General features: G+C 55.0%; 20 protein-coding genes. 10 read left to right on the top strand and 10 right to left on the bottom strand.

The annotated features are described in order from the left end of the window. Nucleotides 1-11: 11 nt before the first annotated feature. Entirely contained in the window at nt 12-689 is a 678-nt protein-coding gene (locus tag QY332_02610) for a hypothetical protein (protein WKZ36820.1), read from the bottom strand. Between the two features lie 102 nt (nt 690-791). Further along, nucleotides 792-1,139 carry a hypothetical protein gene (locus QY332_02605; protein ID WKZ36819.1) on the bottom strand — a complete coding sequence of 116 codons (348 nt, stop codon included), beginning with the start codon at nt 1,137-1,139 and terminating at the stop codon, nt 792-794. Between the two features lie 211 nt (nt 1,140-1,350). On the opposite strand from QY332_02605, the gene QY332_02600 reads away from it, so the two are divergent. Genes QY332_02600 through QY332_02590 form a run of 3 tightly spaced genes read left to right on the top strand, consistent with a single transcriptional unit; the run spans nt 1,351 to nt 4,797 of the window. Continuing rightward, nucleotides 1,351-3,297, top strand: a complete 1,947-nt coding sequence (locus QY332_02600) for an ABC transporter ATP-binding protein (protein ID WKZ36818.1) — start codon at nt 1,351-1,353, stop codon at nt 3,295-3,297. Nucleotides 3,298-3,354: 57 nt separating this feature from the next. Continuing rightward, on the top strand, nt 3,355-3,927 hold the full coding sequence (locus QY332_02595) for a TetR/AcrR family transcriptional regulator (GenBank protein ID WKZ36817.1): 573 nt from the start codon (nt 3,355-3,357) through the stop codon (nt 3,925-3,927). Between the two features lie 54 nt (nt 3,928-3,981). After that, nucleotides 3,982-4,797: an alpha/beta fold hydrolase gene (locus QY332_02590; protein ID WKZ36816.1), complete on the top strand. Its 816-nt coding sequence runs from the start codon at nt 3,982-3,984 to the stop codon at nt 4,795-4,797. Nucleotides 4,798-4,857: 60 nt separating this feature from the next. Here the strand turns inward: QY332_02590 and QY332_02585 are convergent, their stop codons facing one another. Continuing rightward, nucleotides 4,858-5,322: a DinB family protein gene (locus QY332_02585; protein WKZ36815.1), complete on the bottom strand. Its 465-nt coding sequence runs from the start codon at nt 5,320-5,322 to the stop codon at nt 4,858-4,860. A 204-nt stretch (nt 5,323-5,526) separates the two neighbouring features. Between QY332_02585 and QY332_02580 the strand changes: the two genes are divergently transcribed. After that, the gene (locus QY332_02580) at nt 5,527-5,853 is read left to right on the top strand and encodes a multidrug efflux SMR transporter (protein ID WKZ36814.1); all 327 of its coding nucleotides are present in this window, start codon (nt 5,527-5,529) and stop codon (nt 5,851-5,853) included. A 66-nt stretch (nt 5,854-5,919) separates the two neighbouring features. On the opposite strand, the gene QY332_02575 is transcribed toward QY332_02580, so the two are convergent. From QY332_02575 to QY332_02545, 7 genes are all read right to left on the bottom strand, one after another. Continuing rightward, a complete protein-coding gene (locus QY332_02575; protein ID WKZ36813.1) occupies nt 5,920-6,153 on the bottom strand; it encodes a hypothetical protein in 234 nt (77 codons plus the stop codon). A 95-nt stretch (nt 6,154-6,248) separates the two neighbouring features. Beyond that, the gene (locus QY332_02570; GenBank protein ID WKZ36812.1) at nt 6,249-7,496 is read right to left on the bottom strand and encodes a class I SAM-dependent rRNA methyltransferase; all 1,248 of its coding nucleotides are present in this window, start codon (nt 7,494-7,496) and stop codon (nt 6,249-6,251) included. Nucleotides 7,497-7,590: 94 nt separating this feature from the next. Continuing rightward, the gene (locus QY332_02565; protein WKZ36811.1) at nt 7,591-8,421 is read right to left on the bottom strand and encodes a PhzF family phenazine biosynthesis protein; all 831 of its coding nucleotides are present in this window, start codon (nt 8,419-8,421) and stop codon (nt 7,591-7,593) included. A gap of 88 nt (nt 8,422-8,509) precedes the next feature. Then, entirely contained in the window at nt 8,510-9,217 is a 708-nt protein-coding gene (locus QY332_02560; protein WKZ36810.1) for a succinate dehydrogenase iron-sulfur subunit, read from the bottom strand. Between the two features lie 93 nt (nt 9,218-9,310). Further along, nucleotides 9,311-11,104 carry an FAD-dependent oxidoreductase gene (locus QY332_02555; protein ID WKZ36809.1) on the bottom strand — a complete coding sequence of 598 codons (1,794 nt, stop codon included), beginning with the start codon at nt 11,102-11,104 and terminating at the stop codon, nt 9,311-9,313. Nucleotides 11,105-11,183: 79 nt separating this feature from the next. Beyond that, nucleotides 11,184-11,618, bottom strand: a complete 435-nt coding sequence (locus QY332_02550; protein ID WKZ36808.1) for a hypothetical protein — start codon at nt 11,616-11,618, stop codon at nt 11,184-11,186. 1 nt (nt 11,619) lies between these two features. Continuing rightward, nucleotides 11,620-11,994, bottom strand: coding sequence for a hypothetical protein (locus QY332_02545; GenBank protein ID WKZ36807.1), 375 nt, complete (start codon nt 11,992-11,994; stop codon nt 11,620-11,622). 283 nt (nt 11,995-12,277) lie between these two features. Here QY332_02545 and QY332_02540 point away from each other — a divergent pair, with 283 nt between their 5' ends. The 6 genes from QY332_02540 to QY332_02515 all read left to right on the top strand — a co-directional run bounded on the left by QY332_02540 (nt 12,278) and on the right by QY332_02515 (nt 16,571). Further along, nucleotides 12,278-12,775: a ubiquinol-cytochrome c reductase iron-sulfur subunit gene (locus QY332_02540; protein ID WKZ36806.1), complete on the top strand. Its 498-nt coding sequence runs from the start codon at nt 12,278-12,280 to the stop codon at nt 12,773-12,775. Nucleotides 12,776-12,778: 3 nt separating this feature from the next. Continuing rightward, on the top strand, nt 12,779-13,438 hold the full coding sequence (locus QY332_02535) for a cytochrome b N-terminal domain-containing protein (GenBank protein WKZ36805.1): 660 nt from the start codon (nt 12,779-12,781) through the stop codon (nt 13,436-13,438). Between the two features lie 2 nt (nt 13,439-13,440). Continuing rightward, complete coding sequence (locus QY332_02530; GenBank protein ID WKZ36804.1) at nt 13,441-14,826, top strand: c-type cytochrome; 1,386 nt, start codon at nt 13,441-13,443, stop codon at nt 14,824-14,826. 129 nt (nt 14,827-14,955) lie between these two features. After that, complete coding sequence (locus tag QY332_02525) at nt 14,956-15,270, top strand: transposase (protein WKZ36803.1); 315 nt, start codon at nt 14,956-14,958, stop codon at nt 15,268-15,270. Next, nucleotides 15,267-16,127: an IS3 family transposase gene (locus QY332_02520; protein ID WKZ36802.1), complete on the top strand. Its 861-nt coding sequence runs from the start codon at nt 15,267-15,269 to the stop codon at nt 16,125-16,127. The genes QY332_02525 and QY332_02520 overlap by 4 nt, the downstream gene beginning before the upstream one ends. Nucleotides 16,128-16,235: 108 nt before the next feature. Beyond that, nucleotides 16,236-16,571: an FKBP-type peptidyl-prolyl cis-trans isomerase gene (locus QY332_02515; protein ID WKZ36801.1), complete on the top strand. Its 336-nt coding sequence runs from the start codon at nt 16,236-16,238 to the stop codon at nt 16,569-16,571. Nucleotides 16,572-16,609 lie beyond the last annotated feature (38 nt).

The following is a 16,609-nucleotide window of genomic DNA, read 5'->3' as shown; positions in this document are numbered from 1 at the left end:
CATCCTTTCAGTCATTCTCCATTTGGGGACGGGTTGTCTCGAGCCAGCCTGACGAGAAAGGCGCCATGCATCCCGCCGACAACTGCACCCGAAACGAACAACGTCCCTGCCATGACCAAAACGGATTGCCATGGCACAGACATCTCGAACGCGATATCGATACCCCAGAAGATGATCGGCATCCCGAACGTCCATGCCAGCATGTTGGCGGGAATCCACACCCCCGCGCCGCGGACCTCCCTGCGAATTGCCAGCCACTGGGCGAACGACAGCACCGCACCCCCGACAGTCCCCATCCCAGCCGCAAGCAGGAGAATGATCCATTGGGGCGGTTCAACCATCGGCGCGGACGAGGCGGATGCCTCTCCCATGCCCATCAAAGTCGAGGGCAGATATCCAAGCACGTAGGCGGCCAATGCTCCGATCAACGTCGCGCGCCACCACAAGAATTTGGAAAGGAATGGGAACCACGGATGCATTGCCCACCACTGCGCCAGCCCGACAATGGTGGCTTCGATCCCGCCGCTTGCGACGGCAAGGACGAATGCCAGCAGAATGCCTGTGATGGTTTGCTGGCTATCGAGTTTTGAGAAGGCCAGGCCTGTGAGTGCAAACGTCAGCCCAAGCCCGAGCATTTCGCTGAAGGCGTTCGCCAGAGTCCAGCGCGTCCATAATGGATGTTTTGTCATGCGAACCTCACTATATTGATTCTACGCAGTTCCCCGACAGTTCGTTTTAAATATCGCATGACGTATGTAAGCAGTTTTAGATTGCATCCATCCCCAATAGTATTACCGCGCCTGCCACATTACTTCGGCTGCGATCACAGAGCCCATCAACGCGGCAAACACAAGGACAGTTCCCAGCGTCGACCCGGCAAAGACCGAAAGGATGACGGCCAGGATCCTGTTCCAGTTGAATTTCTCGATGAAGAGACGCGTCAGCCAGCCGGCAAGGATGCCGGACAAGATCAACCCGACTCCCTGGCAGACGAGAGTGACGATACCTGCAGCTGTCCCCTCGCTGTCGCCGTACCCATTGAGGGCGAGGAGCGTGGAGAAGAATGCAACAAGTCCGAGCACGATGAGGAAGATGACGGTCAGTACGGCTGAGATGATGGAAAGGGTTTTGGTGGACATAAGTGCGGGGTCTCCTGTGGCTTTTTTTGTAGGATTATACTTTTTTGTCATCCAAATTTCGTTCCTTCCCCCATCAGACTTTCATTAACCTCCCCACTCGTCCAGTTGCGTGTTTAGTCGGATAGTCTTATAGTCGGATAGTCCGATCGTCAAACGACCGCCCGACCAACGACTATTGACCATGTGACTGTCGGACCAGGAGACAAAATCCATGCACTTCAGCGGCTGGTATCAATACATGCGGCAGGGCGACGACAAGCCCACCGTCACAAAAGAATTACTACTGCGCGTGCTTTCCTACGCGCGTGAATATTGGGGACACATCACGGGCATGCTCGTCACCATTTTGCTCGGCACGGGCCTGTCCCTGCTGACGCCGCTCGTCTTCCGCAACATGATCGACGTGGTGATTCCCGCCAAAGACACAGATCGACTCGTCCTGCTCGGTGTGGCGCTGCTGCTCATCCCTGCACTTAACGGCGCGATCAATGTGGTTCAGCGGCGCTTGAACTCGGCAGTGGGCGAAGGCGTCATCTACGACCTGCGTTCGAGTCTCTTTGCGCGCCTGCAACGCATGTCCCTGCGATTCTTCACCAACACAAAAACGGGCGAGTTGATGTCCCGTCTCAACAATGATGTGGTTGGCGCGCAGAACGCCATCAGTAACACCATTGTCAACATCGTGACCAATCTCATACAGGCGATCGCCCTGCTGGCGGTCATGCTCACGCTCGAATGGCGGCTAACCATCGTCAGTGTGCTCATCCTGCCGTTATTCATCATCGCCGCACAGCGGCTCGGTATCGTCCTGCGTGACATCGCCCGCGAAGCCATGGATCACAACGCCAAGATGAACGCGCACATGAACGAGACCCTCAACATCGGCGGCGCACTGCTGGTCAAATTATTCGGACGCACGCGTGAAGAGGAAAACCGCTTCCGTGAACGCGCCGCCAACGTGCGCGACATCGGCATCCGCCGTGCGGTGGTCGGCTCGTCGTTCTTCGTCATCTTTGGTCTGGTCAGCGCAGTGGGCACGGCGCTGGTCTACGGTCTCGGCGGTTACTTCGTCATCACTGATGTCTTCACCGTCGGAACCATTGTCGCATTCGGCTCGTATCTCGGTCAACTTTATGGCGCACTGCAAGGACTGGCTGGCGCGCCTGTCGAGTTTTCGACCAGCATGGTCAGTTTCGAGCGCGTGTTCGAGGTCATTGATCTTCCGCAGGATATCATCGAAAAAGAAAATGCCATCGAACTCCGCGATGTGAAAGGCGAGCTTGAATTCGATACCATCTCCTTCAACTATCAAGTTGACCCATCCAAATTATTGAAAGATGTCAAGCGTTACGGACGACATGAAGACGTGGGTGCGGTCCTGTCATTGGCGGATAAAAGCAACGGGGAGAAGGAGATGAAGAGCACCGCATCAGACTCAGGGGAGACTGACTCCACATCCCAAGCCAGAGAGGTCGCTTTGGAGGGAGTCTCCTTTACCGCGCGTCCTGGAAGTTTGGTCGCGTTGGTCGGTCCCTCTGGCGCGGGCAAAACGACGATGACCTATCTCATCCCGCGCCTATATGACCCCACGGACGGCGTCATCCGCATCGACGGGCATGACCTGCGCGACGTCACGCTTGATTCGCTTGCGCACACAATCGGCATGGTGACACAGGAGAATTATCTCTTCCACGACACCATCCGCACGAACCTGACGTATGCGAAAATGGACGCGGCGCAATCCGAGATCGAAACCGCGGCGCGCACCGCGAACATCCATCAGTTCATCATGGACCTGCCCGACGGCTATGACACCATCGTGGGCGAGCGCGGATATAGACTCAGCGGCGGTGAAAAACAACGCATCGCGCTGGCGCGTGTGATCCTCAAAGACCCGCGCATCCTCGTGCTCGATGAAGCCACCAGTTCACTCGACAGCGAATCCGAAGCTCTGATCCAGGATGCGTTGAAGCGCGTCATGGCTGGGCGCACGAGCATTGTGATCGCTCATCGTTTGAGCACGATACTGGCGGCAGATTTAATTTTGGTGATGGATCGAGGGAGGATTGTCGAGAGAGGCACTCATGATGAGCTGCTTTCCCAGAATGGGTTGTATGCTCAGTTGTATGAAACGCAGTTTCGAGGGGAGAGGGTCTGAGGGAGGTTGGTCAGTGCCCTTGACAACTTACTAACTAGTAAGTAAGATCGGCCGATAATGGTCAAGATCGAAAACAGCAAGCGGACGATATTGAATCTGGCGGAATCCCTGTTGATGGATGTGGGCTTCAACGGCTTCAGCTATGCCAACATCGCCTCCGAGCTCGGTGTGAAGAACGCCGCCATCCATTATCACTTCCCCACCAAGGAGGACCTGACCTGCACGGTCATTCAACGCTATCGGGAACGCTTCAGGCTGTGGACCAACAACTCGCGTGTGAAAGATTTGCCCCCTGCGGAGAAACTGGCCTGGTTTTTTAACATCTACTCTGATGTCCGCACAGACAATGGCAAGGTCTGCCTTGTCGGTTCTCTGGAGGTTGAATTCAATTCGATCCCTGACCGGTTGCGCGGGGAGGTTGAAGGCCTGCACAGGGAAATGCTCAACTGGCTGGAGGCAACCCTCGCCGAAGGAAGAGAGGCGGGCGTGTTCCAATTCAACGGCGAACCGGCGAGCAAAGCCGCGTTGATGTTTTCCAGTTTGCAGGGCGCCCTGCAAATGGCGCGTGCGTTGGGAACAAAGAAGTTCCGCGATGTCGTTCAACAACTTAAACTCGATCTGCTCGTCTAAATTTTTTATCGTTAAAACTTACTAGGTAGTAAGTAATTTATCAAGGAGAACATAATGGCTACTTTAGAACTGACAGAAATAAAGCAACAAGGGGTTGTAAAAAAGGTGTACCAGGCCTTTTTCAGCCCGTCCAAATATGAGGTGAAACCCACCGATGAAGCCGTGCTGGCGCGCGGGAACGCCCATCGCATTCCTTTTGACGGCGGCGAACTGGCGGTCACAACCTGGGGCGATAAGAGGCATCCCGCCGTCTTGCTCATGCACGGCTGGGGCGGTGCACGCGCGCAGATGACGGGTTTCGTCGAACCTTTGTTGAACGCCGGCTATCGCGTGGTGGCGTACGATCAACCCGCGCACGGTGAATCGGATGGGGTCTTGACCAACCTGCTCGAGATCGCACCCAGCATGGGCGAGGTCATGAAGCGGGAGGGACGTTTCGAAGCGATCATCGCCCACTCATTCGGGACTTTGATCACGTCCTACGCGCTGGTCAACTTGAATTTCCCGCCTCCCTCCAAACTGGTGTATTTTGGCGCTTTCAACCGGCTTTTGGATTCCCTGCCGCGTTTTCAAGCCATCGCAAATCTGCCCGACGAGGTTGTGGATGGCATGCGCATGATGATCATCGAGAAATTTGGCGAGGGCGTGCTGGAGGCGGTCGTCAACGAAACTTTGACTCCGCGCATCCATATCCCCGCCTTGATGTTCCACGATGCTTCCGACAATGTCACGCCGATTGAAGACAGCCGCGCGATTGCAAAGGCATGGAAGAGCGCGAAACTGATCGAGACCTCCGGGTTGGGACACAGGGGCGCTCTGCAATCAAAAGAGATTCATGAACAGGTTGTCGGGTTTTTGACGGGAAAATAAATATGCTTCACAACTTCCCCCAAAAGCCACAAATTTGGGGGAAGTTGATGAAGAGCGGGATCAAGGTTTGTTTTCCTTTTGCTCCCACAACTGCCGTGTAATTTGTATTTGACCTGCGTGCTCCCTGGCATGTTCGAGCGCGTGGAGCAGCGCCCAGCCGATGGTGAATTCACGGTTGGTTTGCGGCGAACGGCGCGGGAGTTCGAGGTCTTGCAAGGAGAATTTCTCCAGGGCGGCGCCGGCCTGGGTCAAGGTGTCATCCAGCCGCTTTTTCAGGGCATCTGTTCCCAGACCTTTGACTTTGAACTCTGCATCCCGATCCCGGTCCGATGGTTCCTGCGCCGCCACGTCGCCGATCCAGAACCGCTCCGCGCCAGTAAGATGGAAAACCAGTACGCTGATCGAGTTCATGTCCTGACCGGGGACCCAATCCAATGCTTCAGGCGGGAGTCCATCCAGCGCTTTATCGACATCATTGTGACAACTTCGCAAAAGGCTTAAGTAGTCGGCAAAATAGGTCTGCATCTTTTATATTCCCTTCATTCTTCTTTTTTCTTCCCGCTTGTAACCAGCCGCGGTATTCGTCCGTTTCACCTCATGCATTTCAATGCTCTGCTCGAAGTCTCCAGCGATGCCGCAATAAACAAGAAAAAGACCGCGCATCGTTCCATGCCATTATAGCAAGGATGGCGATCCGTTTCGCATATAATCGCGGCAGGAGAAACCGAAATGAAAACCCTCATCATCCCTTTCTTTGCCATCCTGACCGAAGTGATCGGTACCTCCGCCCTTAAATTCCCGGATGGATTCACCATCCCCAGCCTGGTCGTTGTTGTCGGATACGGCTTGTCGTTCTATCTGCTGTCCATTGCCTTGAAGGTCATGCCGCTCGGAGTGGCATACGCCATCTGGTCCGGTGGGGGATTAATCCTGACGGTTATTGCGGGCATGATCCTATGGCGCGAAACGCTGGACTGGGCGCGCGTGAGCGGGATCGTGCTCATCATCGCAGGCATTATTTTGATCAATGTGTTTTCAAAGTCACCGGCACATTAAGGTCGGCAAAAAAAGAGAGACCAGTCCACGGCTTGGTCTCTCTTTTCGCAATGACTTGCGCGGAATCTATTCCTTGGCTGGAGGTTCGACGGGTTTTTCATCGGTCGCTTCCAGCGGGGGCGTTTGCGGCGGGGTTTCTTCTGCCGGGCTTTCAATGATATCCTCAGCCTGTGATGCGATGGGAGTCCCACCTGGCTGATTGTTCTTTTTCTGCTGCTTGAGCCTTAACTTCTGTTCCTTCTTGCGTTTCTTTTCCAATTCCTTTTTTCGTTTTTCAAATTGATAGTTTACCTTGACCATCTCACTTCCTTTCCACAGACAACGGTTTAAGTTAATTTTCAAAAATCATTATAGCATTCAAAGTGCAATATTCACACCCGCCTGGCGGGGGATGCTCAGGGCGCAATGGCGAACAGGCATTTAAGATAGGCGCCTTCATCAAACGTGACGGGGTGATCCGGCGCGTGGCCGCTGCGTTCCAATTCCTTCAAGGGACGCCCCGCCTCCTTTGCGGACCGCTGGACTGCGTCGAAAAAACGGGCGGCATCCACACGGCTGGAACAGGAGGCCTGAACCAAAATACCGCCCGGCTTTAATACGGCAAGCCCCAGTTGGGTAAGGCGGCGATAGGCTGTCAGCGCTGCCTCGACCTGTGACTGATTCTGCGCGAACATGGGCGGGTCGAGGATGACCATGCCGAAGCGGCGTTGAATCCCCTTCATTTGCGCGAGCGCTTCAAAGGCATCCATCGCGATGGTTTCGAATTTTGCAGCGTTGACGCCGGGCACATCCCGGTTGCCGGCAATGTTGCGCAGAGTCGCTTCCACTGCCGGCCGGCTGATATCCACGCTGAGGACCTCCTCCGCACCGCCGCGCGCCGCATAGACGGAGAATCCGCCCGTGTAGGAAAATACGTTCAACACCGACTTTCCCGCGGAGAACGCCTCAACCCTTGCGCGATTGTCGCGTTGATCGAGAAAGAAGCCGGTCTTTTGTCCGTGGATGGGGTCACACTCAAAGGTGAGTCCATTCTCCTTGAACAGGATCAGGCCTTCGGGAGGCTGACCGAGGATCGTCATCCCATCCGTCAAGCCGTGTAAATATTTTGCCTGCCTGGTGAGCGAACGGCTGAGTCTCAGGATCAACCGCTCGAATGGATGGCCCCCCTCCAGCGCGGAACACAATTCCTTCAAGTGCGGGACCCAGGCCGGCGTGTAAAGTTTGATGACAAGGGTTTCGGCGTAGCGGTCGATCACCAGCCCCGGCAGTCCGTCGTTCTCGCCGTGGACGAGCCGATAGCCGTTTGTGTCCTGTTCCTGTAATGACGCGCGCAATCCTGCGGCGGTCCCCAGTTTTTCACGGAACCAGTTGCGGTCGATCGGCGCGGGTTTCCCTTTTTGAAAAATACGCACGCGGATCGGGGATGTGGGGTCGTACAAACCGACGGCAAGGAATTTGCGTTTGCCGTCGAAGATCACAGCCAGGTCGCCGGGCGCACCCTCATGGCTTTGTTCGATTATGGATTGATCGAAGACCCAGGGATGTCCCTGCCGAATGATGCGCCCGGCAGGCGCGGTGACTTTCATTGCAATGCGCTGGGAGGCAGGGAGGGGAAGATCGGAAAGTGCGGGAATGAAATCCATGATTTTTGGTGGAAATCATATTACTATAAAATCATGGCCGATACCATGCAAAGAAGGTAAGCCGCATCCCTTATGGATGCGGCTTACCTTCAAACTATTCGATATGACGCACTTCCCCGCTGACAGCGATGCTTTCCGCCGCCTTCTGTGTGAATGATACAGTCAGGCGCGATGGCATGCCCATGTCCTCTCCCTGTAAAATTGTGAAGGTCTTTGGTCCCCGCCAATTGATGTCGCGCAGATACCCCGCCAGCGCCGCGGCGGCGGCTCCCGTGGCGGGGTCTTCGTAGACTCCGCCGGAGGCGAATGCATTGCGCGAGTGGAACACATCATCGGATTCGTTCCAAAGCAGGCTGATCGTGACCAGTCCCTGCTCGGCCATGAGTGCGCGCACCTCGTCAAATGGGTAGGACATGTCCGCCAGAGTTTTGCGGTCCTTGAGGGATATGATCAGGTGCTTGGCGCCTGCCCCCGCCAAACGGATAGGGAAGCGTGTATCAAGTTGTTCCTTCGTCAGTTTGAACGCTGTCAGGATCTTATCCACATATTCCTGCGGCGCAGCCTCCGACCACGTCTCGGGTGATTGCAGTGTGGCCGACATCCCGTTCGTAGATTTTTCCGCACGTACGCTGATCTGGCTGTCGTTCAAATAAAGTTGATAGGTCCCTTCGCCAAAGCGTTCACCGAGCGCGCCGCCGAGCGCAATGGTGGCATGACCGCAAAAGGGGACTTCCATTTCAGGCGCGAAATAACGCACGCGCCAGCCTTCGCCCTGTTTGACAAGAAATGCCGTTTCCGAATAACCGACCTGTTTGGCGATCGCGAGCATTTCCTCGGCAGCGGGCGTCTCATCATAAAATGCCACGCCAGCGGGATTGCCGCCCTGTCCATTCTGGGAGAAGGCGGCGAGTTTTAACACGTTCATTCATACCTCCAAATTTTTTTCAAAAATAAACCGCATCCTCTCAGACGCGGTTTACTGGTAACAGATTACTGTAAACTGAATACTGGTTCTAATCCAGCTTCCCTGTGATCATCGCCATCTTCACCTCGCCGATGGCGCGGGTGATCTTGATCTCGCGCGGGCAGGCCTCGGTGCAGGAATACGCGGTATGGCAACGCGCCACGCCGTCCGTCTTCGCGAGGATTTGCAGGCGTTCGCCGGCGGCTTCGTCGCGGCTGTCGAAGATGAAGCGGTGCGCGGTCACGATGGCGGCGGGACCGTAATATTCGCCGTTCGCCCAATACGACGGACAGGAAGTGGTGCAAGCTGCGCATAAAATACACTTCGTCGTCTCATCGAAGCGTGCACGGTCTTCGGGACTTTGCAAGCGCTCGCGTCCGCCTTCGGGCAGCGGGCTGTCATTGATGAAATACGGCAGCACCTTCTTGTAATTATCGAAGAACGGCTCCATATCCACGATCAGGTCCTTGGCGATCTTCAAGCCGAGCAACGGCTCCACGGTGATGTTCGCCCCGATATCACGGATCAACACCTTGCAGGCCAGCATGTTGCGCCCGTTGATGCGCATCGCGTCTGACCCGCACACGCCGTGCGCGCACGAACGGCGGAAGGACAACGTGCCGTCCTCCTTGCCTTTGATGTATTCAAGCACATCCAGCACGCGGTCGTTCTCATCGGCTTCTATTTTATACGTGACATAGTTGCCGCGCTGGTCCTTCTCGGGGTTGTAACGGAAAATTTTGACTGTAACTTCCATATAAGTCTCCTGTCAAAAACCTCTAAACACGAAGGGCACAAAGGTCACGAAGGAAAACCCTTAAACCCTTTGCGTACTTCGTGTCCTTTGTGTTTAATAAACTCTGGCCTTGGGCTGGTGCTTGGTGATGACAACGGGCTTGTAACTGATCTCAAGCTTGCCGTTCTTCTGCGTGACCAGCGTGTGTTTCATCCAATTCTGGTCGTCACGGTCGGGATAATCCTCGCGCGAATGTCCGCCGCGTGATTCTTTCCTGTTCAACGCACTCAGCGCAACCACTTCCGCAATTTCGAGCAGGTTGCCGAGTTCCCAGGCGTTCAACAACTCGGTGTTGAAAATCTTGCCGGTGTCTGTCACACCCACGTTCTTGAAGCGTTCCTTCAATTCACGCACCTTGTCCAGGGCGGCCTGCATGTCCTTTTCGTTGCGGTAAATACCGACATCCGCGAACATGACCTTCTTCATTTCATTGGCGATGTCGAACGCATTTTCCCTGCCAGACCCATTGCGCAGCGCCTCCAGCGTGGATCTTGTGCCTGTTGCTGCATCCCCGGGCAGATTCTCAAACCCGGCTGCTTTTGCGTACTCCGCCGCCTTGAGTCCCGCGTGTTTGCCGAACACAACCAGATCAAGCAGGGAATTACATCCCAGGCGGTTGCCGCCATGCACGGAAACACAGGCACATTCCCCGGCCGCATACAACCCAGGCAGAACTGTGTTCCTGTCATCAATCACAACTTCGCCGTATTTATTTGTCGGGATGCCGCCCATTGTATAGTGCGCAGTCGGCTGGATGGGCATCATCTGGGTCAGCGGGTCAACACCCAGGTACACCCGGCAAAAATCAATGATATCGGGCAATTTTTTCAGGACTTGTTCAGTGGTCAAATTGAATTTGGAGCCGTCAGGGTTCGTACGTCCATCTTCCGCCGCAAATTTATTCACGCTTTCAGGGCGGATATCCAAATAGACGTAGTTCTTGCCGTCAATACCGCGTCCCTCTTTGACTTCTGTATAAATGGCGCGGCTGACCACATCGCGCGAAGCCAGGTCCTTGATGGTTGGCGCATAACCGGGCATGAAACGCTCGCCCCTGCCGTTGATCAGCACGCCGCCTTCACCGCGTACACCCTCGGTGATGAGGATACCGAGCTTATAAATCCCCGTCGGGTGGAACTGAAAGAACTCCATATCCTCCAGCGGAATGCCGTGACGCAACAGGATCGCCGCCCCATCCCCCGTGTACGCATACGCATTGGACGTGACCTCGAAGATGCGTCCGTGTCCGCCTGTGGCGAAGATGACTGCTTTTGCATGGATGGTATGCAATTCGCCCGTGGCAAGGTCCACCGCCACCACGCCGGCCGTCCTGCCGTCGACCATGATGAAATCCAGCACTTGATATTCATCAAAAAAGTTTACTTTGTTCTTAATGCACTGTTGATACAACGTTTGCAGGATCATGTGACCCGTGCGGTCGGCGGCGTGCGCCGCCCTGCGGACGGGTTTGCCCGTTTCGTTGTTGGTGTGCCCGCCAAACGGTCGCTGGGAGATGCGTCCGTCCGGGGTGCGGTCGAAGGGCAGGCCCATGTGTTCCAGTTCGAGCACGGCGTCGATCGCCTCATTACACATGAACTCAATGGCGTCCTGGTCGCCGAGATAATCGGACCCTTTGACGGTATCGTACATATGCCATTCGGGATTATCGCCTTCCAGGTTGCCGAGCGCGGCAGCAATGCCGCCCTGCGCCGCGCCTGTGTGCGAGCGGGTGGGATATAACTTGCTGATGACGGCGGTCTTGGCAGTGCGCGAGGCATACAAGCCAGCCATTAATCCCGCGCCACCTGCACCAACCACCACCACATCAAATTGATGAACGTTTGCCATGAATTATTGCTCCTGAATTTTCAGCACAAGGGCTTTTGGTCTTTCCTTGCGACACTTCATGTCCTTCGCAGGCAGGGATTTACGAAGTCCAGATGATGTACAAACCCATGCCACAGACCGCGATCGTCATGAGGATGCTCAGGAAGCGCACGAACTTGCGCGCGCCCGCGCCTGCGATGTAATCATCCGCAATCACGACCAGGCCATGCACGCCGTGCGCCGTTGCCACCAGCAATAACGCGCTGGCGGTCAGCTTCCAAAACGAAGAGGCCCAGGGATCAAGGTCCGGCACATCCGTGCTTTGCACGTGGGTAACGTTTGGCAGGAACGCCCAGCGCATCACATCTGCAAAGTTCATCTGTTCGCGCGCACCCATGATCAAGGCACCGGTCAAGCCCACGAGGATCAGACCATAGATCGCCAGGGCAGAGAGGCGGGTGAAGATCCACATCATGGCTTCAAAATTCGTCAATCCACGCTGCTGGATGGAGAGTTTTCTCGATTTTGTCGTCATGCTACCCTCCCAATGCCGTATTCATGATCACGAAGGCGGAGATGCCAAACAGCGGGATAAACACCGCCCATTCGATCCAGATGGCCTCCGTCTGGTAATCCTGCAGGTTGGGCCACAGGTCCAAAACGGTGATGCGCAGTCCATTGATCGCGTGGAACAAGGCGCAAAAGAAAATAAAGATTTGAAAGGCCCAGTTCTCGTACATGCCGTTCAGAAATCCCCCCGTCTCGCCGCCGATGAAGGATGCCAGAATGTGCACGGCGATGAAGACGGCCATGCCCAGCCCGCCGATGCGGTGCAGGATATACGTCAGATAGCCCGCCGGCCCCTTATATCGCAACCCCGCCGAAAGGCTGACATCTCGTTTCAAGCCCATCTATGCCTCCGTATGACTTTTCTGTGGAAGATCCGCCCACTCTCTCCCGGTGATTTTATAGTTTCAGCGCCTATTTTACTATCTAACCCATTAAATCGCAAAAGAAAGTGAAATCGTGAACAATGAAAGGTGACAAACATCCTGTCAATTTCATTTCAGCCGTCATGTAATAAAGTGTAGCAAGACCTTTATAATCCAATTCACACCGCTTATAATTTGCACATTCTCCTTTATTCATGAGCCCAATTCAGCAAGCGCAATAACACCCTTCAAGGAGGAGCACATGTCTGGTTCGAACGAACTTTCCCGCCGCGATTTCATCAAGGTGACGACGGGAATCGTGGGAGGATTGATCGGCGCAGTGATCGGTCTTCCGGCTGTTTATTATTTGATAGACCCCGCACTGCGCGAGGGCGGAAAGGACGCTTGGATTCCCATCGGAAATTTTGACGATATGCAAATAGGCGTTCCCTACGCCTTCTCCTTCACGCGCGTCCAGGTGAACGGCTGGGAGCGAACGGCCAGCAGTTTCGGCGGATACGCCGTCCGCAGATCCGAAGACCCCAACGACTTGCTCATCCTCAACAGCCGCTGTACGCATCTCGCCTGCACCGTCAACTGGTCGGCTGAAGCGGGAGCCTTTCTCTGCCCCTGCCACGACGCCTCCTTCAGCATCGAAGGCGGCGTGCTGCACGGACCACCCCCCCGCGATCTCGACGTGTACGAAGAACACCGCCTGACCGAGGACGGTTTGATCGAGATCTTCTTCAAAGAGAGTTAAACCATGTGGAAAAATATCTATGCCTGGCTCGATGAACGCATTGGATTCAACGAACTCTACACCAACCTGCTCGACCGCCCCGAACCCAAAACCACCTGGTGGAACACGCTCGGCTCGGCCAGCATGTTCCTTTTTATTTTGCAGGGGCTGACGGGCATCTTCCTTACCGTCTATTACACCCCCTCCCCCGATCATGCCTACGACTCCATCACCTACATCATGGAAGGCGTGGCCTTCGGCTGGCTGATCCGCGGCATCCACCACTGGGGCGCAACCCTGATGGTATTGCTTGTCTTCATTCACATGCTGCGCGTGTTCTACACCGCCTCGTTCAAATATCCGCGCGAGCTGACCTGGCTGATCGGCATCGGGCTCTTCCTCACCACCCTCGGCATGGGCTTTACAGGCTACCTGCTCCCGTGGAATCAAAAAGCATACTGGGCAACCATCGTCGGCACGCAAATTGCAGGGACCGTTCCCTTCCTTGGCGAATTCATTCTCAAGGTACTGCGCGGCGGACCCGAGCTCAGCGCGCTCACCTTGCAACGCTTCTTCGCCGCCCATATCTGGATCATCCCCGCCATCCTCACAGGCCTGATCGGTGTGCATTTATATCTCATCATTAAACACGGCGAGTCACACTTCCCAACAAAGGAAGATTAGCGATGAACGACGAAACTAAAAAACAAATCAACGAACGCTATGAACGCCAGCTCAACAAAGGCGAGCGCTTCTGGCCCGACACCCTCTTCAAAGACCTGATCATGTCGCTGGGAGTCTTCGTCCTGCTGATCCTGCTCGCCACCTTCGTCGGCATCCCCGCCGAACCCAAGGCAGACCCCAGTGACACATCCTACATCCCGCGCCCGGAATGGTACTTCCTCTTCCTCTTCAAATTCCTCGCGCTCTATGGTCAACTGCCGCTCATCGGCAAAATCGAATGGATCGCCACCGTCATCATTCCCACCGTCGCCCTTGGTGTGCTGACCCTGCTGCCCTTCATCGAAAAAAGCCCGCACCGCCATTACGGCAGGCGCGCCCTGCCCATCTCCATCATGACCATCATGGTCGTCGGCATCGTCCTGTTGACTCTCACCTCCGAAGTCCCCACCGTCTCCGAAGACGGCTCCACCCTGCTGGGGACTCTCCAAACCATTTCGGGTATCGCCATCCCGTTGGCCGCTTACATCCTGCTCTTCGTCTTCAAATCGAACACCCGCCTCATGATCTGGACGACAAGCCTGGCTGCCCTTTCGATGATCATTCTCTCAGGGACGGTTCTCGCCCTCGCCCCCGAAAAACACGGCGAAGAGGTGGAAGTCGCCACCACCCTGGTGGACCAGATCGTCGCCGGGCAGGATGTGTACTCCGTCCATTGCACCGAATGCCACGGTGACGATGGCTCCGTCGCGATCATCGCAGGCGTGGAGGGACTCGAAGGTGAAAAGATCACGCCCATCAACAGCCGCGATGTGCTCTACACCATCACCGACCCTTCCATGTACGAAGTCATCGCCTACGGGCGTCCCAACGCCGGCATGCCTCCGTTTGGCAAGACCTACGGCGGTGAACTCTCGCGCAGTGAAATAGATTACATGATCATCTTCATGCGCTATTCATGGGATGACCGTTTTGAAGCGCCCGAGATCCCCGAACTCTTCCCGCCGCTGGCAGAGGGGGAAGTGCCATCCTACGATGTCCACATCCAACCCATCGTCAAACGCTATTGCATCTCCTGTCACCGCGCGGGCAAGGATAACAACGACTACCTGATGACCACCTACGAGGAGATCCTCACCACCGGCGAGAACGCGGAGTTCAACGTCATCGCCGGGGACGAGAACAACTACCTCCTGCAAACCATTCAGGAACATCCCATCATGAATCCCGAAAAGCCCGATGAAGAAATAATCGGCGTCATGCCGCCCAGCCGTGCCTTGAAACCAAACGTGATCGATGTCTTCGTCCGCTGGATCATGAACGGCATGCCAAAGACGGCAGCGGAGGCGGGCGCGCTGTTCCAAACACCCACAGAAACACCAGCGCCGTAATTCAAATTCCGCACTACGTGAAAAAAGTCGGGACACAACATCCCGACTTTTTTCCCTCTGATCTTGTCCTAAAAAAGTGGACACAAAAAATGTCTGGATCCAGTAGACTTGGAAAACAGGAGCAGGATCATGGACGAAAAGAAAACAAGGTATCGGAAGTACACCGAAGAGTTCAAATTAGAGGCTCTGGAACTTTTGAAGAGCAGCGGAAAGAGTGCCGGGCAAATTGAACGCGATTTGGGGATCACGCCCGGACTGCTGGTGAAATGGCGCGATCGATACCAAGTGATATCCCAAGGGACAAACCCAATGCACTTGGAAGTTAGTGACTTTGAAGCTGCCAAGCGTGAGATCAAACGCTTGCAACGACGGTTGGCAGAAGTGGAAGAAGAGCGCGAGATCCTAAAAAAAACAATCAACATTTTCTCCCGGGAAAACCAATGAGATACAAATTCATTCGGGAGCATTGCCAGGAGTATAGCGTCAAGCGGATGTGCCAGGTATTGGGTGTGACGCGAAGTGGGTACTATGCCTGGCAGCCAGAAGCAGTCGGTCCGCGAGAGGTGGAGAATCGGATTCTGGTGGAGCAGATCCGGGCAGAATACAAACTGAGTCGCGAGACCTATGGCAGTCCGCGCATCCAGGCGGGTCTACAACGCAGAGGGTTCGCCTGTGGACGACATCGAGTCGCACGTTTGATGCGGAGAGAAGGAATTCGCCCTCAAAAACGAAGGCGCTGGCGTCCCATAACTACGCAGCGCCAGCCAGGTGTGATCCCAGCACCGAATTATCTGAACCAGGATTTTTCTGCCAGCGCGGCAAACCAGAAATGGGTGAGCGATTTCACCTACATTGATACCGCGGAAGGTTGGTTATATTTAGCAGTGGTTCTGGATTTGTTTTCACGAAAAGTAGTAGGCTGGGCGATGGCTGCACAAATGGATGCAACCCTTGTCGAGGCAGCCCTGGACATGGCTTTACAAGGACGACAACCGCAGGCAAGCCTGTTACATCATTCCGATCAAGGCAGTCAATATACCAGTGCCGCTTATCAAAGCAGTTTAGCAGATGCACATATTCAGGCGAGTATGAGCCGAGTTGGAAATTGTTATGACAATGCGGTGGCAGAAAGTTTCTTTGCTACCCTCAAGGTGGAGTGTGTGACCTCTCAATTTGCAACGCAAGCAGTAGCTCGAACAACGATTTTTGAATACATTGAGGTTTGGTACAATCGCCAACGCTTGCACTCTTCACTTGGCTACCTCAGCCCGGTTGAGTTTGAGCAACAATCTGGACTTTAATTGTGTCTATTAAACCGGGGCAAGATCACTCTCCCATTTTGGGAGAGGGGTAGGGGTGAGGGTAGGTAGCAGGTACAATATTCCCAAAATTCAATACTTGGAGAAATCATGAAAACAGCAAGCGGACTGGAATACATCGAAGTGGAAGCCGGCACGGGCGTGCAGGCAGAGGCGGGAAAGACTGTTAGTGTGCATTACACAGGCAAGTTTCAGGACGGCAAGGTCTTTGACAGCTCCATCCCGCGCGGCGAGCCGATCACCTTCCAGCTCGGGCGCGGAAACGTCATCAATGGCTGGGACGAAGGCATCGCGCTGATGAAGGTTGGCGGCAAGGCGCAGCTCGTCATTCCGCCAGCCCTTGCCTACGGCGAACGCGGCGCGGGCGGGGTCATTCCCCCGAATGCGACTTTGATCTTCGATGTTGAATTGGTGGATGTGAAGTGACTTTAAACTGTAGGGCGGGCTTACAGCCCGTCGAGTAA

It is taken from the genome of Anaerolineales bacterium (assembly GCA_030583885.1).
Taxonomy (GTDB): domain Bacteria; phylum Chloroflexota; class Anaerolineae; order Anaerolineales; family Villigracilaceae; genus Villigracilis.
The sequence above is the reverse complement of the archived record's forward strand: the minus strand, read 5'-3'. Positions and strand labels throughout refer to the sequence as shown.

Bases quoted from the DNA above. Each gene is read 5' to 3' on its own strand.
- QY332_02610 (WKZ36820.1), bottom strand. From the start codon at position 689: ATGACAAAACATCCATTATGGACGCGCTGGACTCTGGCGAACGCCTTC.
- QY332_02605 (WKZ36819.1), bottom strand. From the start codon at position 1,139: ATGTCCACCAAAACCCTTTCCATCATCTCAGCCGTACTGACCGTCATC.
- QY332_02600 (WKZ36818.1), top strand. From the start codon at position 1,351: ATGCACTTCAGCGGCTGGTATCAATACATGCGGCAGGGCGACGACAAG.
- QY332_02595 (WKZ36817.1), top strand. From the start codon at position 3,355: ATGGTCAAGATCGAAAACAGCAAGCGGACGATATTGAATCTGGCGGAA.
- QY332_02590 (WKZ36816.1), top strand. From the start codon at position 3,982: ATGGCTACTTTAGAACTGACAGAAATAAAGCAACAAGGGGTTGTAAAA.
- QY332_02585 (WKZ36815.1), bottom strand. From the start codon at position 5,322: ATGCAGACCTATTTTGCCGACTACTTAAGCCTTTTGCGAAGTTGTCAC.
- QY332_02580 (WKZ36814.1), top strand. From the start codon at position 5,527: ATGAAAACCCTCATCATCCCTTTCTTTGCCATCCTGACCGAAGTGATC.
- QY332_02575 (WKZ36813.1), bottom strand. From the start codon at position 6,153: ATGGTCAAGGTAAACTATCAATTTGAAAAACGAAAAAAGGAATTGGAA.
- QY332_02570 (WKZ36812.1), bottom strand. From the start codon at position 7,496: ATGGATTTCATTCCCGCACTTTCCGATCTTCCCCTCCCTGCCTCCCAG.
- QY332_02565 (WKZ36811.1), bottom strand. From the start codon at position 8,421: ATGAACGTGTTAAAACTCGCCGCCTTCTCCCAGAATGGACAGGGCGGC.
- QY332_02560 (WKZ36810.1), bottom strand. From the start codon at position 9,217: ATGGAAGTTACAGTCAAAATTTTCCGTTACAACCCCGAGAAGGACCAG.
- QY332_02555 (WKZ36809.1), bottom strand. From the start codon at position 11,104: ATGGCAAACGTTCATCAATTTGATGTGGTGGTGGTTGGTGCAGGTGGC.
- QY332_02550 (WKZ36808.1), bottom strand. From the start codon at position 11,618: ATGACGACAAAATCGAGAAAACTCTCCATCCAGCAGCGTGGATTGACG.
- QY332_02545 (WKZ36807.1), bottom strand. From the start codon at position 11,994: ATGGGCTTGAAACGAGATGTCAGCCTTTCGGCGGGGTTGCGATATAAG.
- QY332_02540 (WKZ36806.1), top strand. From the start codon at position 12,278: ATGTCTGGTTCGAACGAACTTTCCCGCCGCGATTTCATCAAGGTGACG.
- QY332_02535 (WKZ36805.1), top strand. From the start codon at position 12,779: ATGTGGAAAAATATCTATGCCTGGCTCGATGAACGCATTGGATTCAAC.
- QY332_02530 (WKZ36804.1), top strand. From the start codon at position 13,441: ATGAACGACGAAACTAAAAAACAAATCAACGAACGCTATGAACGCCAG.
- QY332_02525 (WKZ36803.1), top strand. From the start codon at position 14,956: ATGGACGAAAAGAAAACAAGGTATCGGAAGTACACCGAAGAGTTCAAA.
- QY332_02520 (WKZ36802.1), top strand. From the start codon at position 15,267: ATGAGATACAAATTCATTCGGGAGCATTGCCAGGAGTATAGCGTCAAG.
- QY332_02515 (WKZ36801.1), top strand. From the start codon at position 16,236: ATGAAAACAGCAAGCGGACTGGAATACATCGAAGTGGAAGCCGGCACG.